General features: G+C 73.9%; 10 protein-coding genes and 1 tRNA gene. 2 read left to right on the forward strand and 9 right to left on the reverse strand.

What is annotated here, in order from left to right; all coding sequences use genetic code 11:
• Positions 1-180 precede the first annotated feature (180 nt).
• From ACFV3R_RS00660 to ACFV3R_RS00680, 5 genes are all read right to left on the reverse strand, one after another.
• On the reverse strand, positions 181-1,923 hold the full coding sequence (locus tag ACFV3R_RS00660; protein ID WP_385573056.1) for a relaxase/mobilization nuclease domain-containing protein: 1,743 nt from the start codon (positions 1,921-1,923) through the stop codon (positions 181-183).
• Positions 1,924-1,928: 5 nt separating this feature from the next.
• On the reverse strand, positions 1,929-2,477 hold the full coding sequence (locus tag ACFV3R_RS00665) for a MobC family plasmid mobilization relaxosome protein (protein WP_385573058.1): 549 nt from the start codon (positions 2,475-2,477) through the stop codon (positions 1,929-1,931).
• A gap of 326 nt (positions 2,478-2,803) precedes the next feature.
• Entirely contained in the window at positions 2,804-3,631 is an 828-nt protein-coding gene (locus tag ACFV3R_RS00670; RefSeq protein WP_385573060.1) for a DUF2637 domain-containing protein, read from the reverse strand.
• Between the two features lie 389 nt (positions 3,632-4,020).
• Positions 4,021-5,337, reverse strand: coding sequence for a DUF3631 domain-containing protein (locus ACFV3R_RS00675; RefSeq protein WP_385573061.1), 1,317 nt, complete (start codon positions 5,335-5,337; stop codon positions 4,021-4,023).
• A 233-nt stretch (positions 5,338-5,570) separates the two neighbouring features.
• Complete coding sequence (locus ACFV3R_RS00680; RefSeq protein ID WP_385573062.1) at positions 5,571-5,801, reverse strand: hypothetical protein; 231 nt, start codon at positions 5,799-5,801, stop codon at positions 5,571-5,573.
• A gap of 94 nt (positions 5,802-5,895) precedes the next feature.
• Between ACFV3R_RS00680 and ACFV3R_RS00685 the strand changes: the two genes are divergently transcribed.
• Positions 5,896-6,591 carry a helix-turn-helix domain-containing protein gene (locus ACFV3R_RS00685; protein ID WP_385573063.1) on the forward strand — a complete coding sequence of 232 codons (696 nt, stop codon included), beginning with the start codon at positions 5,896-5,898 and terminating at the stop codon, positions 6,589-6,591.
• On the forward strand, positions 6,588-8,264 hold the full coding sequence (locus tag ACFV3R_RS00690) for a tyrosine-type recombinase/integrase (protein WP_385573064.1): 1,677 nt from the start codon (positions 6,588-6,590) through the stop codon (positions 8,262-8,264). Before ACFV3R_RS00685 ends, ACFV3R_RS00690 begins: the two co-directional genes overlap by 4 nt.
• 127 nt (positions 8,265-8,391) lie before the next feature.
• Here the strand turns inward: ACFV3R_RS00690 and ACFV3R_RS00695 are convergent.
• From ACFV3R_RS00695 to tmk, 4 genes are all read right to left on the reverse strand, one after another.
• A tRNA-Thr gene (locus ACFV3R_RS00695) sits at positions 8,392-8,465 on the reverse strand.
• 57 nt (positions 8,466-8,522) lie between these two features.
• Entirely contained in the window at positions 8,523-10,115 is a 1,593-nt protein-coding gene (locus tag ACFV3R_RS00700) for an alpha/beta hydrolase (protein ID WP_385573066.1), read from the reverse strand.
• A 436-nt stretch (positions 10,116-10,551) separates the two neighbouring features.
• Entirely contained in the window at positions 10,552-11,796 is a 1,245-nt protein-coding gene (locus ACFV3R_RS00705) for a DNA polymerase III subunit delta' (protein WP_385573068.1), read from the reverse strand.
• Positions 11,797-12,048: 252 nt separating this feature from the next.
• Positions 12,049-15,399 carry a dTMP kinase gene (gene tmk / locus ACFV3R_RS00710; protein WP_385573070.1) on the reverse strand — a complete coding sequence of 1,117 codons (3,351 nt, stop codon included), beginning with the start codon at positions 15,397-15,399 and terminating at the stop codon, positions 12,049-12,051.
• Positions 15,400-15,645: the final 246 nt, after the last annotated feature.

Consider the following 15,645-nt stretch of genomic DNA (forward strand, 5'->3'; position numbering starts at 1 on the left):
GGGCTCTCCGTAGTGGTGGTGTTGCTCGGGTCCACCAAGGGTCCGGAGAATGCGCGGTTTGCCTAACCGGCGATGTGCGCCTATGTTGCCCCGCCCCTGCCCCCGAGCCAGGCAGCTCCCGACGCCTCGACGAAGGCAGGCGTCGGTGCTGCGAGCCGTCTGCACGGCCCCCTGGTGCGGTCACCTTCCGGGGCGGTGACCACGGTGCTGGGTGTGGTCGGTCCCGGGCGGAGGCGGCTGCGGGGCGTTTGCCTCGGTGGTGGCGTGGGGCGTCCAGGTGGTCGATCGGCGGCGGGCGGCTTCCGCTCGGCGGTTGGGGGCGGGGTTGCGGGCGGTGTGCTGGAGGCGGGTGAGCAGGACGCGCGCGGGTTGGCGTGCGGTGTGCAGTTCGCGCTTCGCGGCAGCCTCCTTGAGAAGTTGGTGCGGCTTGTGGCCGCCGGCTTCGGCGTCAGCGAGGGTCGTGGCGAGTGCGGGCCAGGTCGGGTCGGCGAGTATCCGCTCGGCGTGGTCAGGGACGGCGGCGCGGACGTCGTTTGCGAGGGTGCGGCGGGCGTCCTCCCTGGGCTGTCGGCGCTCCAGCGCGACGAGGGTGGGGGCGAGGGCTTGGTCGGTGGCGGCTTGGAGGTGTTGGAGGGTGCGGTGGGCGGCTTCGGCCTGGTGGGCGTGGCCCTTGGCCTCGTGCCAGCGGCCGGCGAGGATCGTTGCCCAGACCATGGCCGCGAGTAGGGCTGCCAGGGCGCTGCCGTCGGGGCCGGTGGCGGTGTGGACGATGTCGCGGGCGGCCAGGCGTAGGGCGTCGGCTGCGCGGTGGTCGGCGCGGATGCGGGAGCGCTGGACGTGGGCGAAAGCCCTCGATGCCGCATGAAGGTCGGCGACCAAAGGGGCGGGGGCGCCTTGGGCGGTAACTTCGATGAGTTCGCCGAGGGCGGCGAGGTGCGCCTGGGCCTGCGCGTCACCGTCGCCGTCGTCGGTGGTGGTGGCGTGGAGGTGGTCGTGGAGGGTGTCGAGGGCGTCGGTGGCCTGGTGCCAGGGGCTGGTGGAGCGGTCGCGGCGGGCGGTGGGGTGTTCCTCGGGGGTGCCGGTCTCCAGGCGGGCGTGGAGTTTGGGCAGGGTGAGGTCGGGGGCGATCTTGCCGCCGGGGTGGTAGATCTGCTCGCCCTGCTTGTTCACCTCGTCCGGGCGGCCGGCGGAGTAGCCGAGCAGGTCACCGGAGGGGCCTCGTCGGGCCTTGATGGCGAGGCCGTCGGACTGGAGGTAGGAGAGGAGTTCTTCGGTGTCCCTCACGTGGGGGAGGGCGGCGCGGATGCGCTGCTCCAGCCACTGCCTACTGGTCTGTTGCCAGCCCAGACGCTCGGTCTTGTGCATCTCGGCCTGGGTGGGGCGGCGGGCGGCGGTGCGGTCGCCCTTGTGCAGGCGGCGTAGGCCGTAGTCCTCCTCGATGCGGCGGCAGGCGTCGCCGACGCGCAGGCCGCTGTCGTGGAGCTTGGGGCGGCGGCCGTCCTCGCGGACGGTGGTGGCGAGGATGTGGATGTGGTCGGGCGCGTGGCGTACGGCGATCCAGCGGCAGGCGAGGTCATCGCCTTCGGGTGCGATGCCGGCGGCGGAGACGATGCGCTGGGCGATCTCGCCCCATTCGGTGTCGGAGAGGTGGCGGTCCTCGGGTGCGGCGCGCACGGGGCAGTGCCAGACGTGGTCGGTGACGGGCTTGCCGAACTCGCTGTTGCGCAGGGCGACGGGGGCGTCGAGGTGGCGGGCGAGGGCGGAGAGGGTGGCGTGCTCATCCCGGCCGGGGTCGGGCATGCCGAGCAGGGCGAAGGCGGCCACGATGTGGGGGTCGAGGTGTTCGTCGTGGCGGCCCGGCCCGTAGAGGTAGGCGAGCAGGCCGCGGGTCTTGGTGCCGGCGGGCTTGATGGCGGCGATCATCCCGGTCAGCTCTCCGTGGGGTGGTCGGCGGGTTCGCGTAGGGCGCGGGCGATGTGCGTGAGCAGGAGGTGGAGTTCGTCCAGGCGTTCGCGGATCTCGGGTGGGGTGGCGTCGCTGTTGAGGGCTCGGGCGATCTGGTTGATGTTGACGCCGATGCGGTTGAGCTGGCGCAGGACCTGTGCGCGGAAGTGGTGGGTACGGCGGCGGTCCTCGCTGAGCGGAAGGTTGGCGGTGAAGCGCCCGTCGAGGAAGGCGAGGACGACGTCGGCTGCGAAACCGGATGCGCCGCTGTAGCCGTGCTCGGCGGCGGCCTGGTGCAGGCGGACGCGTTCGTCGGTGAGGAAGCGCAGGGGGCCGACGCGCTCCGTGCGCTTGTCACCGTTGAAGCGGCGGATGGTGGGGCGGGCGCTCGTGACGGTGGGCTCGCCGGCAGCGACGGAGGGCGCGGGGGCGAGGACTGCTCGCTGGGCCGCGTGGAGGTTGTCCGGGGCGGGGCCGCCCGCGGCCCTGACCCCGTGGCCGGGCGCCCCCTGGCGCTGGGCCGACTCCGCCACCCCCGGGGCGGAGTCCCCCGAAGACCGGCCATGAGTCGGACTCGGGGTACTACTGGCTCCGCCCGGGGCAACCCGTCCGAAGGCGTGACGCAGGCGCTTCCACAGCGGTTCGGGCTGTGGGGGCTGTGTGCCGTCGGTCGCGTGGGGTGAGGTCTGGTCGGGGTGGTTCGTCACGGCTCGGGGCTCCAGAGCTGGGGCTCGCGTTCGCCGGCGCGGTGGCCGGGATGCGTCGTCCACAGCTGTGGACGGGTAGGGGTGCGGCGGCCCGCCGGCGGGCCGGCGGGAGGGCTCCCCCGCCGGCCGGGCGGTCACGTGCGGTCGGGCGGTCACGTGCGGTCGGGCGACACGGGAGGGTGCGGGTCGTTTCGCAGGTCGGTCATCACGTCGGTGAGACGTTTGCCGCTGACGGTGTGGCCTGCGACGCGTATGGCCTGCTCGACGTTCTGGCGCGTGAGCGGGCGACCGTCGGCGACAGCAGCCCGCGCGAGCTCCACGAGCTGCTCCACCGTTGCGCTCGCCGGGCGTCCGCCCCGCTTCCTGATCACCGGTTCCGGGACAGGCGCGGGCGGCTGGCCGGAGGGGAGCTGCGGTCGCTCGGCGGTATCGCCGACGCGGGCGGTTTCGCCGACCGGCGGTTTCGGTGGCCGGGCGGCGGAGCTGCGGATCTCCTTGACGGGTCGCTCGACGAGCGAGTGGATCTGCCGCATCAGGACGCCGAAGGCGAGCAGAGCGGCGGCTGGAGGTACCGCTGCGACCACGTAGTTCAGCAGGGGTACGGGTCCGGCTTGGCCGGTGCCGCTGACTCCGGCGACGTTGAGGGCGATGGAGCCGGCCGAGCCGGTGGCGGTGAGTGCGATCGCCCAGCCGTCGGTGACCCGGCGCAGACCGGCGCGGAGCATCAGCAGCTCCCCGGCGACGATGAAGGCATCCAGCGTGGCGGGCCACGCCCACTGGCGGATGGGCGAGCGGCCGAGCCCGTGCTGTCCGGCGACCTCGGCGAGGTGCGCGTAGGAGAGCCAGAATCCGCCCGCGGTGAGGAGGACGATCACGACTCCGGCGGCGGCGAGCGCGTACCGCTCGGTGGCCTGCTTGCTCGTCGCGGGTTCGCCGTAGTCGCGGCGGTGGTGCTGAGTGGGGGTGGTGAGGTGCGTCAAGCGGGGTGCTCCTGGGGTGTTCCGGATGATCCGTCTTGCCGTCTTGGCCGTTGCAGGCGCAGGTCAGGGCGGGTACGGCAGCCGTCTTGTCTGCCGTACCGGAGGGCTGTGGCGGTCATCGGCTGTGGCGTTGGGAGGTGCCCGCCCTGCCGTCGGCCGGGACGGCGCCGTCGTACGGTGCCGTCCCGGCCAGCAGCCCCCGACCTGCGCCGATACGGCGGGGACGCCCGGGACGGCATGGGACGGCTCGCGGTGCCGTCCCGGCGCGGGCGGGTGGCGGGTTGATCGCGTTGCCGTCTTGGCTTCCGTAGCCGTCTCGCTCGGGCGGGCTCTGACCTGCGGTTTCACGGCAGGGACGGCAGGGACGGGCACGGGGAGGCGGGGCGGGCTCAGCCCGTCATGGGGGCGTCCTCGGCGTTCAGGTTCTGAACGGCCGGGCAGTAGCGTCGCCAGGCATCGAGGAACTTGTTGCGCGTGTAGCCCTTGCGCTGGGTCCCGTCGGCGAGGCGGACGTTGCCCGGCCTGATGCCGAACTCGCGGAGCATCGTGGCGAGGTCCTTGGCGTTGAGCCCGCTGCGTCCCCATTCCGCCCAGGGGCTCTCGTCGTCCTGGCGGAGCTGGTGGAGCAGGTCGTCCGTGGTCAGGCTGTCGGGCTCGCGCTGGGCGAGGAAGACCCTGCGGATGTCGGCGAGTATGCGGGCGCCGCCGGGCTGGTCCTCCTCGTTCTCGACCTCGGCGGCGACCATGTGGGCGCAGGCGGTGCGGGCGAGCCGGGGCCAGGGGCCCGCGGCCAGGTCGGCGACGATGACTAGCGGCTCCCATGTGTCGGCGGCCCGGTCCTCCACCGGGAGGTCCGGTTCGAGGTCGGACGCCTCCTCCTGCAACGGGCGGACCCAGTCGGCGAGACGGTCGCGGAGGTCGTGCAGGGCTGGGATGTCGCGGCGGGAGCGGAAGGGCTTCACGCGCTCGCCCTCCGCCCGGCGGCGCATCCGGATCACCACCGCCCGGTCCATGATCGTGTCGGGCAGGTCGCCGATGCCCGCGAGCGCCGCCATGGCGAAGGTGGCGAAGCGGTGCGGGGTGTGGTCGGCGCCCACGACGCGGGTGACGTACCGGTTGCGCTGATGGCCGGCGTTGAGGAGGCCGCGCATCTCCTCGTTCTTCTCCGCCTGTTTCGGCGTACCGAAGATCGTGTCCGCCTCGTCCACCAGGAGGGTGGGCGGTTCCTCGGTGATGGAGCGGAAGACCGCGGCCGGGGTGGTGTTGATGGTGAGCATCGGCTGGTGGACCGTCTCGGTCAGCACGTCCAGCAGGCGGGACTTGCCGCACCGTTTGGCGGGGCCGACGACCGCGAGGCGCGGTGCGTGCTGCCAGGCGGGCTGGAGGTGCGTGGCCGCCACCCAGAGGGTGACCGCGTCCAGCGCCTCCGGTGACGGGAGGATGACGAACTTCGCTATCTGCGAGCGCAGTTCCTCCAGGAGTGTCGATCCGGCGGTGGGGGCGGGGTCGTCCCGTACCGGCTCGGCCTGCTCGTCCGTGGGGACGACGCATCCCGCAGACTCCCCGGCCTCCTCCCCGGCCGCCGCGTCACCGGTGGTGGGCGTGGGCGCTGCGCCGGTGCGGTGGCCGGGCTTGCCGGGGATGGCCACCGGGGGCCACGCACTGCCGGTGGGTGCGGAATAGGGCTCGGGATGAGGGTGTTCCATGGGGCAGCTCCTCGTCTGGCGGTGGCGGGCTTGCACGCCTTGACCGCCGGGTTGGTTCTTGCAGGGCCGTTCGGGGTTGCTGGGGCCTTCGGCGTTGCACCGCCGGAGGCCCTCACGCTTCTCGCAGGCCCTCCAGCCCTGCGAGCGACCACGGACAGTACGTCCACGCCGTGGCACAGTCCAGCGTTTCTGTGTCAGCTAAGCGCAGAAGGATTCGGGGCCCCTCGGGCGCCTCACGCCGCCAGGCCCAGCAGGGCCAACAGGTCGGCGGTCACCACCCGGTAGGCGTTTCCGAGCCTGAGGACCTTGCACGGGTACTGGCCGCGCTTGGCGAGCTCGTACCCCTTGCTCCGGCCGAGCCCCAGCGCGCGATTGCCTGTCTCCAGGTCAACGGCGGCGGGCAGCCGCAGCAGCTCGTCGCGCATCATCCCCTGCGACCGAGCCGCCTCTTGGTTCTCGCGCATGTGCGCTCCTCTCACGAGTGAGCCCACGGCGAACGAGCCTTCCACGTCCGCATCAAGGGCCATCAACTAACGCTAGGCGAGTTAATGTGTCTGCATGACACAACGTCGTAGTCACCATGAGTCTGAGCAGGCCGACGAGGACGACGTCCCCGAGTGGGTGGACCAGGTCATGGCCACCGTGGCCGCCGAGGTCCGCAGGCGACGTAAGGAGATGGGGTGGAGCGCGCAGGACCTGGCCGACAGGTGCGAGGAGATCGGACACCCGATCCCCCGGAACGTCATCGCCAACATGGAGTCCGGACGACGCTCCACCCTGCCCCTGGTGGACGTGATGGTCCTGGCCGAGGCGCTGAACACCGCACCGATCGGCCTCATCTACCCCGTCGGGTACGTCGAGGACGTGCAGCGGCTTCCGCTCCAGGACGCCACGTCCACCCTGAACGCGCTGCGCTGGTTCACCGGCGAGGCGTCCGACCTCGGCGCGGACGACGACATGCTCCGCTACTTCCGGGCCCACGAGGCCGCTCAGGAGCGGCTTCGCAACGCACAACGCGACGAGGAGTACGCCCGTCACCACGCCGCGAGCGCGCACAACGCCGAGTGGAAGGCCGAGGCCCTCCGTGCGCAGGCGCGCGCCGCCGAGGAGGCCGAGGAGGCCCGCGACCGCCTGCACAGAGCCCGCGCCTTCATCGAGGAAGAGGGCGCCACGCCTCCGTACCTGTGGCCTGCCCCGGGCCCACTCCCATCGCCATGGAGCGATTCCGACAGCACCGAGGAGAACGATCTTTGAAGGGCTCCACCTACCGCCGATGTTCCTGCCGCGACCCGAAGACCGGCAGGGAACTCGGCGCCTCCTGCCCCAGGCGCAACAGCAGGAACCACTGCACGTACTCGATACGCCAGGAGCTGCCGCCCCGCGCCGACGGCAGCCGACGCTCCTTCGCACGGGGCGGCTACACCAGCCTCAAGGCCGCCCAGGCCGACCTCGACCACGTGCGCGCCCTCATGGGGCTCGCCGAGTCCGACGACCCCGAGGGCGTCCAGCTCGTCGCCGAGATGCTGGCCGAGGTCAGCGGCGAGAAGCTGCCCCTGCCGGAGGTGGAGGAGACACGGCGCCGCCTGATGGCCGGCCAGGACCTCGTCGGCAGCCTGACCGTCGCCGAGTGGCTGGACCGGTGGCTCGCCGGCAAGCGCATCCGCAAGTCCGGGCTCGGCCGCTACGAGACGGACATCCGCGTCCACCTCAAACCGCACATCGGCCACCGCCGCCTGGACCGGCTGCGGGTGAGCCACCTCAGCGAGATGTTCACCGCCATCGCCGACGCCAACGCCGCGATCCGGGAGCAGAACGCCCAGCGGCGCGCGGCGCTGGAGGAACTGGCGACCGTGCCGTGGAAGGGCCGGGAGAACCGGGCCCGCCGCAAGGCGATGCGGGAGGCGATCGACGCGATGCCGCCCTTCCGCCGCGTCACCGGACCCGCCACCCGTCAGCACGTCAAGGCCACCCTCCGCGCCGCCCTCAACGACGCGATCGGCCAGCAGGTCATCACCTTCAACCCGGCGGCCCACGTCGAGATCGACCCGGCCCGCAAGCCGAAGGCGCTGGTATGGACGGACGAGCGGATCGCACGATGGCGCCAGACCGGCGAGAAGCCCTCCCCCGTGATGGTCTGGACGCCGGAACAGACCGGCGCGTTCCTCGACTTCGTCGCCGAGGACCGACTGTACGCGATGTGGCACCTGATCGCCTTCCGCGGCCTGCGCCGTGGTGAGGCGTGCGGGCAGCCGTGGTCGGAGACCAACCTCGACCGGCACTCCCTCACCGTCACCGGCCAACTCGTGCAGGACGGCTGGGAGGTCGAGTCGTCCGAGCCGAAGACCGACAGCGGCTTCCGCGTGGTCGCCCTGGACGACGACACCGTCGGCGTGCTGAAGCACCACCGCGAGCGGCAGGAGGCCGACCGGGCAGAGTGGGGCGGGGCGTGGGTGGACACCGGTCTGGTCTTCACGCAGGAGGACGGGTCCTGGCTCCACCCGGGCAAGGTCACCGACCTCTTCGAGCGCCTGGTCGCCGCCTCCGGCCTCCCGCCGATCCGGCTGCACGACCTGCGCCACGGCGCGGCCACCCTCATGCTCGCCGCCGGCATCGACGTGAAGATCGTCTCGGACACCCTCGGGCACAGCGACACCCGGATCACGCGGGACATCTACCAGAGCGTGCTCCCCCACGTCGGCAGGAGCGCCGCCGAGGCCACCGCCCAGCTCGTCCCCCTCCAGCGCAAGACGGAGGCCGAGGAGGCGGCACGCAAGGCGGAGAAGGCGCGGCAGAAGGCGGAGGCCGAGGCCAAGGCCAAGCGCGCGAAGAAGGCCCGGAAGGCGAAGGCAGCCGGAGAGGCCGAGGGAGCCAAGAAGGCGCAGGCCAGGGGCAAGGCGAAGGCCAAGCGGAAGAAGCCCGCCAAGTAGGTCCCGGACCCCGGCGCTCACGCACCGCTCACGCAGCCCGTCAAGCGACACACGGGCCGCTCGACGCCCCCTGCCCCGGAACACGCAAAAGCCCAGGTCACGGGCGGTGTGACCTGGGCTTTCCGCGAGCCGCCTAAGGGAATCGAACCCTTGACCTACGCATTACGAGTGCGTCGCTCTGGCCGACTGAGCTAAGGCGGCGTGTTGCGCGGCCCAGTCTACACAGTGCGCCGGTGTGGTTCGTACCGGGTTGCGGGCTCAGGTGCAGCGCTTGCCGGCGGCCGGAGGGGTGCCCCTGACCAGGTAGGTGTTGATGGCGTCGTCGATGCAGCGGCTGCCGCGGCCGTAGGCGGTGTGGCCGTCCCCGACGTACGTCAGCAGGGTGGCGGAGGAGAGCTGCGAGGCGAGCGCCTTGGCCCAGCGGTAGGGGGTCGCGGGGTCCCGGGTGGTGCCGACCACGACGATGGGGTCGGCGCCCTTCGCCTCGATGCGCTGCGGCTTGCCGGTGGGCTTCGTCGACCAGTACGTGCAGTTCAGCGCCGCCCAGGTGAAGCCGTCGCCGAAGACGGGGGACGCCTTGTCGAAGGCGGGGACGGCGTTGCGGGCGGCCCTTGCGTCGGGGAAGGCCGGCGGGAGGTCGAGGCAGTTCACGGCCGCGTTGGCGGACATGAGGTTGGCGTACTTCCCGTCGGGGTCGCGCTCGTAGTAGCTGTCGGAGAGCGTCAGCAGTCCGCGGCCGTCTCCCTTCTCGGCCTGGCCGAGGTACTCGCGCAGCGTGGGCCAGGCCCCCTCGTCGTACATGGCGGCGATGACGCCGGTGGTGGCGAGGGACTCGGTCAGCTTGCGGGGCTCGCCGGTGGAGATGGGGTGCTGGTCCAGCTTGCGGAAGAGGGCGTTCAGCCGCTTGCCGGCGTCCTGGGGGCTCTTCGTCCCCAGCGGGCAGTCGGGCTTCTTCACGCAGTCCTTCGCGAACGCCTCGAAGGCCGTGTTGAAGCCGGCGGTCTGCTGCTCGTTGACCTGCCGGGCGTTCAGGGACGGGTCCATGGCGCCGTCCAGGACGAGGCGGCCGGAGCGGGAGGGGAAGAGGCCCGCGTAGGTCGCACCCAGGAAGGTGCCGTAGGAGGCGCCCACGTAGTTGAGCTTGCGGTCGCCGAGCACCGAGCGCAGCACGTCCATGTCGCGGGCGGCCTCGACGGTGGAGACGTGGCCCAGGAGGCCCTTGGAGTGCGCCCGGCAGGCCTGGGCGAAGTTCCGGTACGCCGCGGTCAGCTTCCGGACCTCACCGTTGTCGTCCGGGGTCTGGTCGACCTGCGTGTACGTGTCCATCTGCTTGTCCGGCAGGCACTTCACCGGTGCGCTGCGGGCCACCCCGCGCGGGTCCATCGCCACCATGTCGTAGCGGGCCTGCACCGAGGCGGGCTGCGGGGCGTACTGCTGGAGGTAGTCGATGGCCGAGGCCCCCGGCCCGCCCGGGTCCACCAGGAGCGAGCCGATCTTCTTGCCGGGACCGGTGGCCCCCTTGCGGGACACGGCCAGCTTGAGGTCGCTCTCCTGGCTCGGGTGCTCGTAGTCCAGAGGGGCGCGCATCGTCGCGCACTGGAAGCCGGCGACCCCGCACTTGCGCCAGTGCAGCTTCTGGTCGTAGTAGGACCGCAGGTTCTCGGGGATCGCGGTCGGCAGCGGCTGGAGCGTGGCGAGGCCGGAGGTGGGGCGGCCCGCCGGGCTTCCGGCCGGGCTGGGGCCGGCGGGCCCGGCGGGGCGGCCGGTGCCTGAGGAGCAGCCGGACGACAGGAGCAGTGCGGCTGCGGCCAGGGCGCAGCCGGTGGCACGCAGCAGGCGGGCGGTGTCCATCACAGGCGGTCCTCGAAGCAGGTTCGGGCGGTGACGGGCAACGGTCCGGGAAGTACCGGGCCCGTCCGGTCGGTGTCGGCGGTTCAGGACTGCCGGCCGTTGGGGTGAGCGGGCTGGGGCGGTGCCGGCGGACGAGGAGCGACCACCGTCGACGGTGCGTCATGGGAGCGTATCCGTACGTGAGCATCCCTCGCCTGCCCGACGTCACGTACGAGTGAGCACGGGCGCCCGCGCGGGGGCGATCGATGTCGCCTTGCCGCCGGACCACAGGGGCGATCCGGCCCCCGGCCCCCTCCCGGGACGTCGCGCAGGGGCCGCCGCGCAGCCGTGCAGGAGCGCAGCCGTCCAGGAACGCAGCCGTTCAGCAGCGGAGCCGTTCAGCAGCGGGCAGCGGCCCATGCGCCCGGCGGCGCCGCGGAAGGCCCGGCCTCGGCCGTCAGCCCGCGCGCAGGGCGACCGTCATGGCCTCCACGGCGAGCAGCGGTGCGACATTGCGGTCCAGGGCCTCCCGGCAGGCCATGACGGCGTCGATGCGGCGCAGGGTGCGCTCGGGGGTCGAGCCGGTGGCGACGCGCTGCACGGTGTCGCGGACCTCGTCGCTGGAGAGGGCCACGGAGGCACCCAGCTGGAGGGCCAGGACGTCCCGGTAGAAGGAGGTCAGGTCCACCAGGGCGAGGTCCAGGCTGTCGCGCTGGGTCCGGGTCAAGCGGCGCTTCTGCTTGTCCTGGAGGTCCTTCATGACGCCGGCCGTGCCCCGGGGCAGCCGGCCGTTGCTGCCCGCGGCGGCGCCCAGGGCCGCCCGCAGCTCCTCCGTCTCCTTGGCGTCCGTCTCCTCCGCCATCTGCTTGGCGTCCTCGGTGGAGGCGTCGATGAGCTCCTGGGCCGCGCGCAGACAACCGCCGATGTCGTCGATGCGGGCGGGCAGCTTCAGGACGGCGGCGCGGCGGGCGCGGGCGCGTTCGTCGGTGGCCAGCCGGCGGGCCCGGCCGATGTGGCCCTGTGTCGCGCGGGCCGCGCTGTGCGCCGTCCCGGGGTCGATGCCGTCCCGGCGAATCAGGAGGTCGGCGACGGCGTCGACGGGCGGGGTGCTCAGCGTCAGCAGCCGGCAACGGGAGCGGATGGTGGGCAGGACGTCCTCGACGGAGGGTGCGCACAGCAGCCAGACGGTACGGGGCGCCGGCTCCTCCACGGCCTTGAGCAGGACGTTCCCGGCGCCCTCGGTGAGGCGGTCGGCGTCCTCCAGGACGATCACCTGCCAGCGTCCGCCGGCCGGGGACATCGAGGCGCGGCGTACCAGCTCGCGGGTCTCCTTGACGCCGATGGACAGCAGCTCGGTGCGGACCACCTCGACGTCGGCGTGGGTGCCGACCAGTGCCGTGTGGCAGCCGTCGCAGAAGCCGCAGCCGGGCTCCCCGCCGAGAGCGCGATCCGGGCTGACGCACTGCAGGGCGGCGGCGAAGGCCCGCGCGGCCGTGGCCCGTCCCGAGCCGGGCGGGCCGGTGAACAGCCAGGCGTGGGTCATCCGGGAGGCGGCGAGGGCCGGCGCGGAGGTGCCGTCCTCCGCCGGGGAGGCCTCGGCGGGACGGCCCTGCGCGGTGACGTAGGCGTCGGCGTCGACCGCTGCGGCGGCGAGCTGCCGGGCGACCCGTTCCTGGCCGACCACGTCGTCCCACACCGTCATCGTGCGTCCACCGTCTCTCTGCTCGCGCTCGGTGCGGCCGCACCGCCGGCCGCCGTGCCACGCGGGCTCCGGCCGGGACGACGGTGCCCGCGAGGTCCCAGGGGCACCACGCGCCGCAGCCTCACCACTCGCCGCCCATTGTCGCCGAGGCGACTGACATCGCCCCAAAGGCGCAGGTGGACGACGTGGCCACGGCCCGGGAGGCGTCCCGGACCGCGGCCGGCGCCGGGAGCGGTGCCCCGGCGCGCCGGATCACCGCCGGGGACCGGACTCGCCGTGGCCGCCGCGGCCCCTGCCGTACCGGGACCCGTCGTCGTCACCCGGTTCGGCCTCGTCCGCGGCGGACCGGCCCGGGTAGTGGTCGTCCTCGTGGTGCGGGCCGAGCAGTTCGTCGGCCAGCGTCGGGAGGTCGTCCAGCGGGGTCTCCTCCGCCCACTCCGGGCGCACGCCGCGTCCGGACTCGTCCGGGACGACCGCGGGCAGTTCGCGGGTGCGCTCGACCGGCGAGTCCTCGTAACCGCCGCGGTCACGGCCGGCCTCACCGCCGTGGTGGTCCTCACGGAACATCCACGAGGGGACCCGCCCGGCCGGGTCGTCGTGGCCGCCCTGCCCGTACCCGGCGTGGTCACCGGGGGCGGTGGCGCGGGTGGCCCCGTGCGGCTCGGGCCAGGCGGCCGGTGCCTGCTCGCCGACCGGCGGGAGGACCGCCGTCTCGTCCGCTGCGCCGGTGTGCGGCGCCCCGGGCAGCGGCAGGTCGGCGGTGCGTTCGTTGTCGCTGTCGCCCACCGGACGCCGGGTCTCGTGCGGTTCCGCCGGGTGGGAGCCGGTGGACTTGTGCAGGTTGACGGCGGGCAGGGCCGCGGTCTCCGCAGCGTCCGCCCCGGCGGCTGAGCCGGGCGCCTGCGACCAACGGGGCAGGACGGCCGTCTCGTCGGCCGTGCCCTCCCCGTGCTGCGGCGGGGCGGGCTGCGGTGACTCCACCGTGGGGGCCTCGCCGCCGGCGGCCTCCGCCGCGAGGCGGGCCTCCTCGGCACGGCGCAGGGCCTCCTCGGCGCGGCGCTGCTTCTCCAGGCGGCGGGCGTTGGCCTCCTCGCGGAGCCTGCGCTCCTCCTCGGCCCGCAGCCGGAGCCGTTCCTGCTCCGCGGCGCGCGCCTCCTCCTCGGCCTCCCGGCGGGCTCGCTCCTCCTCCGCCCTGCGCTGCTCCTCCTCGGCGCGGCGACGCTCCTCCTCGGCCAGGCGGGCTGCCTCGGCCTCGGCCCGGCGGCGCTCCTCGGCCTCCGCCTCCTGGCGCCGGCGCTCCTCCTCCTCGGCGCGCAGCCGCGCGAGCTGCTCCTGGCGCTCGCGCTCCAGGCGCTCCTCCTCGGCCTTGCGGGCGGCCTCCTCCTCGGCCTTGCGGCGGGCCTCCTCCTCGGCGCGCCGCCGGGCCTCCTCGCGGGCCTGGATCTCGCTCTCCGACAGCGGCAGCACCTGGTCGAGGCGGTGGCGCACGACGGTGGTGACGGCCTCCGGCTCCTGTGCGGCGTCCACCACGAGGTAGCGGGCCGGGTCGGCGGCAGCCAGCGCCAGGAAGCCGGAGCGGACCCGCTCGTGGAACTCGCTGGGCTCGCTCTCCAACCGGTCGGGGGCCTCGGTGAAGCGTTCACGGGCGTCCTGCGGGGCGATGTCCAGCAGGACCGTGAGGTGCGGGACGAGCCCGTCGGTCGCCCAGCGCGAGATCCGCGCCACCTCGGTGGGGGCCAGGTCGCGTCCTGCGCCCTGGTAGGCGACGGAGGAGTCGGTGTAGCGGTCGGTGATGACCACGGCGCCGCGTTCGAGGGCGGGGCGGATGACGCTGCTGACGTGCTCGGCGCGGTCGGCGGCGAACAGCAGGGCCTCGGCGCGGTCGGAGAGGCCGTCGGTGCCGACGTCCAGCACGATGGAGCGCAGTCGCTTGCCGACCGCCGTCGCCCCCGGCTCGCGGGTGACGACGACCTCGTGGCCCTTGGCGCGGATCCACTCGGCCAGTGCCTCGGCCTGGGTGGACTTGCCCGCGCCGTCGCCGCCCTCCAGGGCGATGAAGAAGCCGGTCTCGGCGGGCTTCTGCGGCGGCTCGCCACCGCGCAGCGCCTCGCGCAGGTCGCGGCGGAGCGGGACGCCGTGGCGGTCGTCGACCTTGCCCAGCACCAGCGCCGCGACGGGCAGCAGCAGCGCACCGACGAGCATCAGGGTGAACGCGGCGCCGCCGTGGGCGAACACCCAGCTCCCGCTGGAGAGGTGGTGCGGGCCGATGGCAGCGGCCAGCAGCGGCGCCACGATCGCGGCCAGGGCCAGGCAGACGCGGACCACGGCGTGCAGGTGCTCGGTGACCCGGGCCGTGCGGTCCGGTTCGGTCTCCTGGTCGAGCAGGGTGTGGCCGGTGTTGGCGGCGACGCCGGCGGCGAGGCCGGCGAGGAGCGCCAGCAGCAGCACGGTCGTGGTGTCCGGCACCAGGCCCATCGCCAGCAGCGCGACGCCGGTGACGGCGAGCGCCAGGGCGAGCATGCGGCGGCGGGGGAAGCCGGGCAGCACCCGGGAGGCGTAGCGGATGCCGAGGACCGGGCCGCCGCACAGCGCCAGCGCGAAGAGCGCGAAGGCCGCCGGGCCGCCGCCGAGGTCGGTGGCGTGCAGCACCGCGACCGCCACGGCCGCCGCGATCGCCGCGGCCACCGCCGCGCAGGCGAGGACCAGCAGCGGGACGGCACCCGTCCGGCCGCGGTCGGCGCGCCCGCCGTCACCGGCACGCGGTCGGCGCAGGCCCTCCAGCGGGGAGCGGGGGCGCGGGGCCTTGGCGTCCGGGAAGCTGAGGAAGTACAGGATCGAGACGGACGCGGCGAACAGCCCGGAGGCCACGTAGGAGCCGAGGGCGGCCTGGTGCAGGTGGAACCACTCGATGCCGTTGCCGAGCAGGTTGCCGATGACGGAGACGACGACGAGGGCCGCGGCACCCAGCGGCAGCACGACGAACGCGGTGCGCAGCGAGAGCCGGCGCAGGGCGCCCATGGTGTCGGGCAGCGGGCGCACGGCGGCGCCCTCGGGGGGCGGCGCGGGCAGCAGAGCCGGGGTGACGCTGTCGTAGGCCACCGACCAGAAGCGTTCGGCGACGCCCACGACGAAGGCGGTGACCAGCACCCAGGCCAGGGCGTTGCCCGGCGTCCAGTCGATCCACAGCGGCGCCACGACCAGGAGCGCCAGCCGCACCCCGTCCGCGACCATCATCGTCCAGCGCCGGTCGAGCGGTCCGGAGGGGCCGGTCAGCGCGGACAGCGGGCCGAGGAGGACGGCGCCGAACAGCAGCGTCGACAGCAGCCGGGCCGCCAGGACGGTGGTCACGGCGAAGGCGGCCCCGCGGTAGCCCCCGCCGAACGCCGCCTCTCCCCCGACGGGTACGTAGGTGGCCGCCTGGAGTCCGAGGAGGACGAGGACCAGGAGGGCGAGGGAGTCCGCGATGCCCCCGACGAACCGTGCGCTCCACAGCCGCTTCAGCGGGGGAAGGCGCAGCAGTGCCCGCACCGCGCGCTCGCGGGAGTCCGCGGCAAGGGCGTCGGTGGTGGGGTTCACGACCGTTGGCTGCTCGGTACGCGTCATCCCGCCAGCCTAACGGGACGACGCGTCCCCCACGTGGCCCACCCGAACACATGGGCGGGTCGTGTCCCGTCACTCCAGCCCCACCGGCCCCGGCGCCAGGGGCAAAGGCCTGGCCGGAGGGGCCGGACCAGCCAGGGTCCGACCGGCCCCGAAGGCGCCTGGGCAGGCCCGAGGGCCGGGCGGGCGCAGGCCGTCCCCCGGGAACGGAACACCCCGGCCGGCTGAGAGGTGTCAGCGGGCCGGGGC

The sequence above is a fragment of the Streptomyces sp. NPDC059740 genome, assembly GCF_042733155.1.
In the GTDB taxonomy this organism is placed as follows: Bacteria; Actinomycetota; Actinomycetes; order Streptomycetales; family Streptomycetaceae; genus Streptomyces.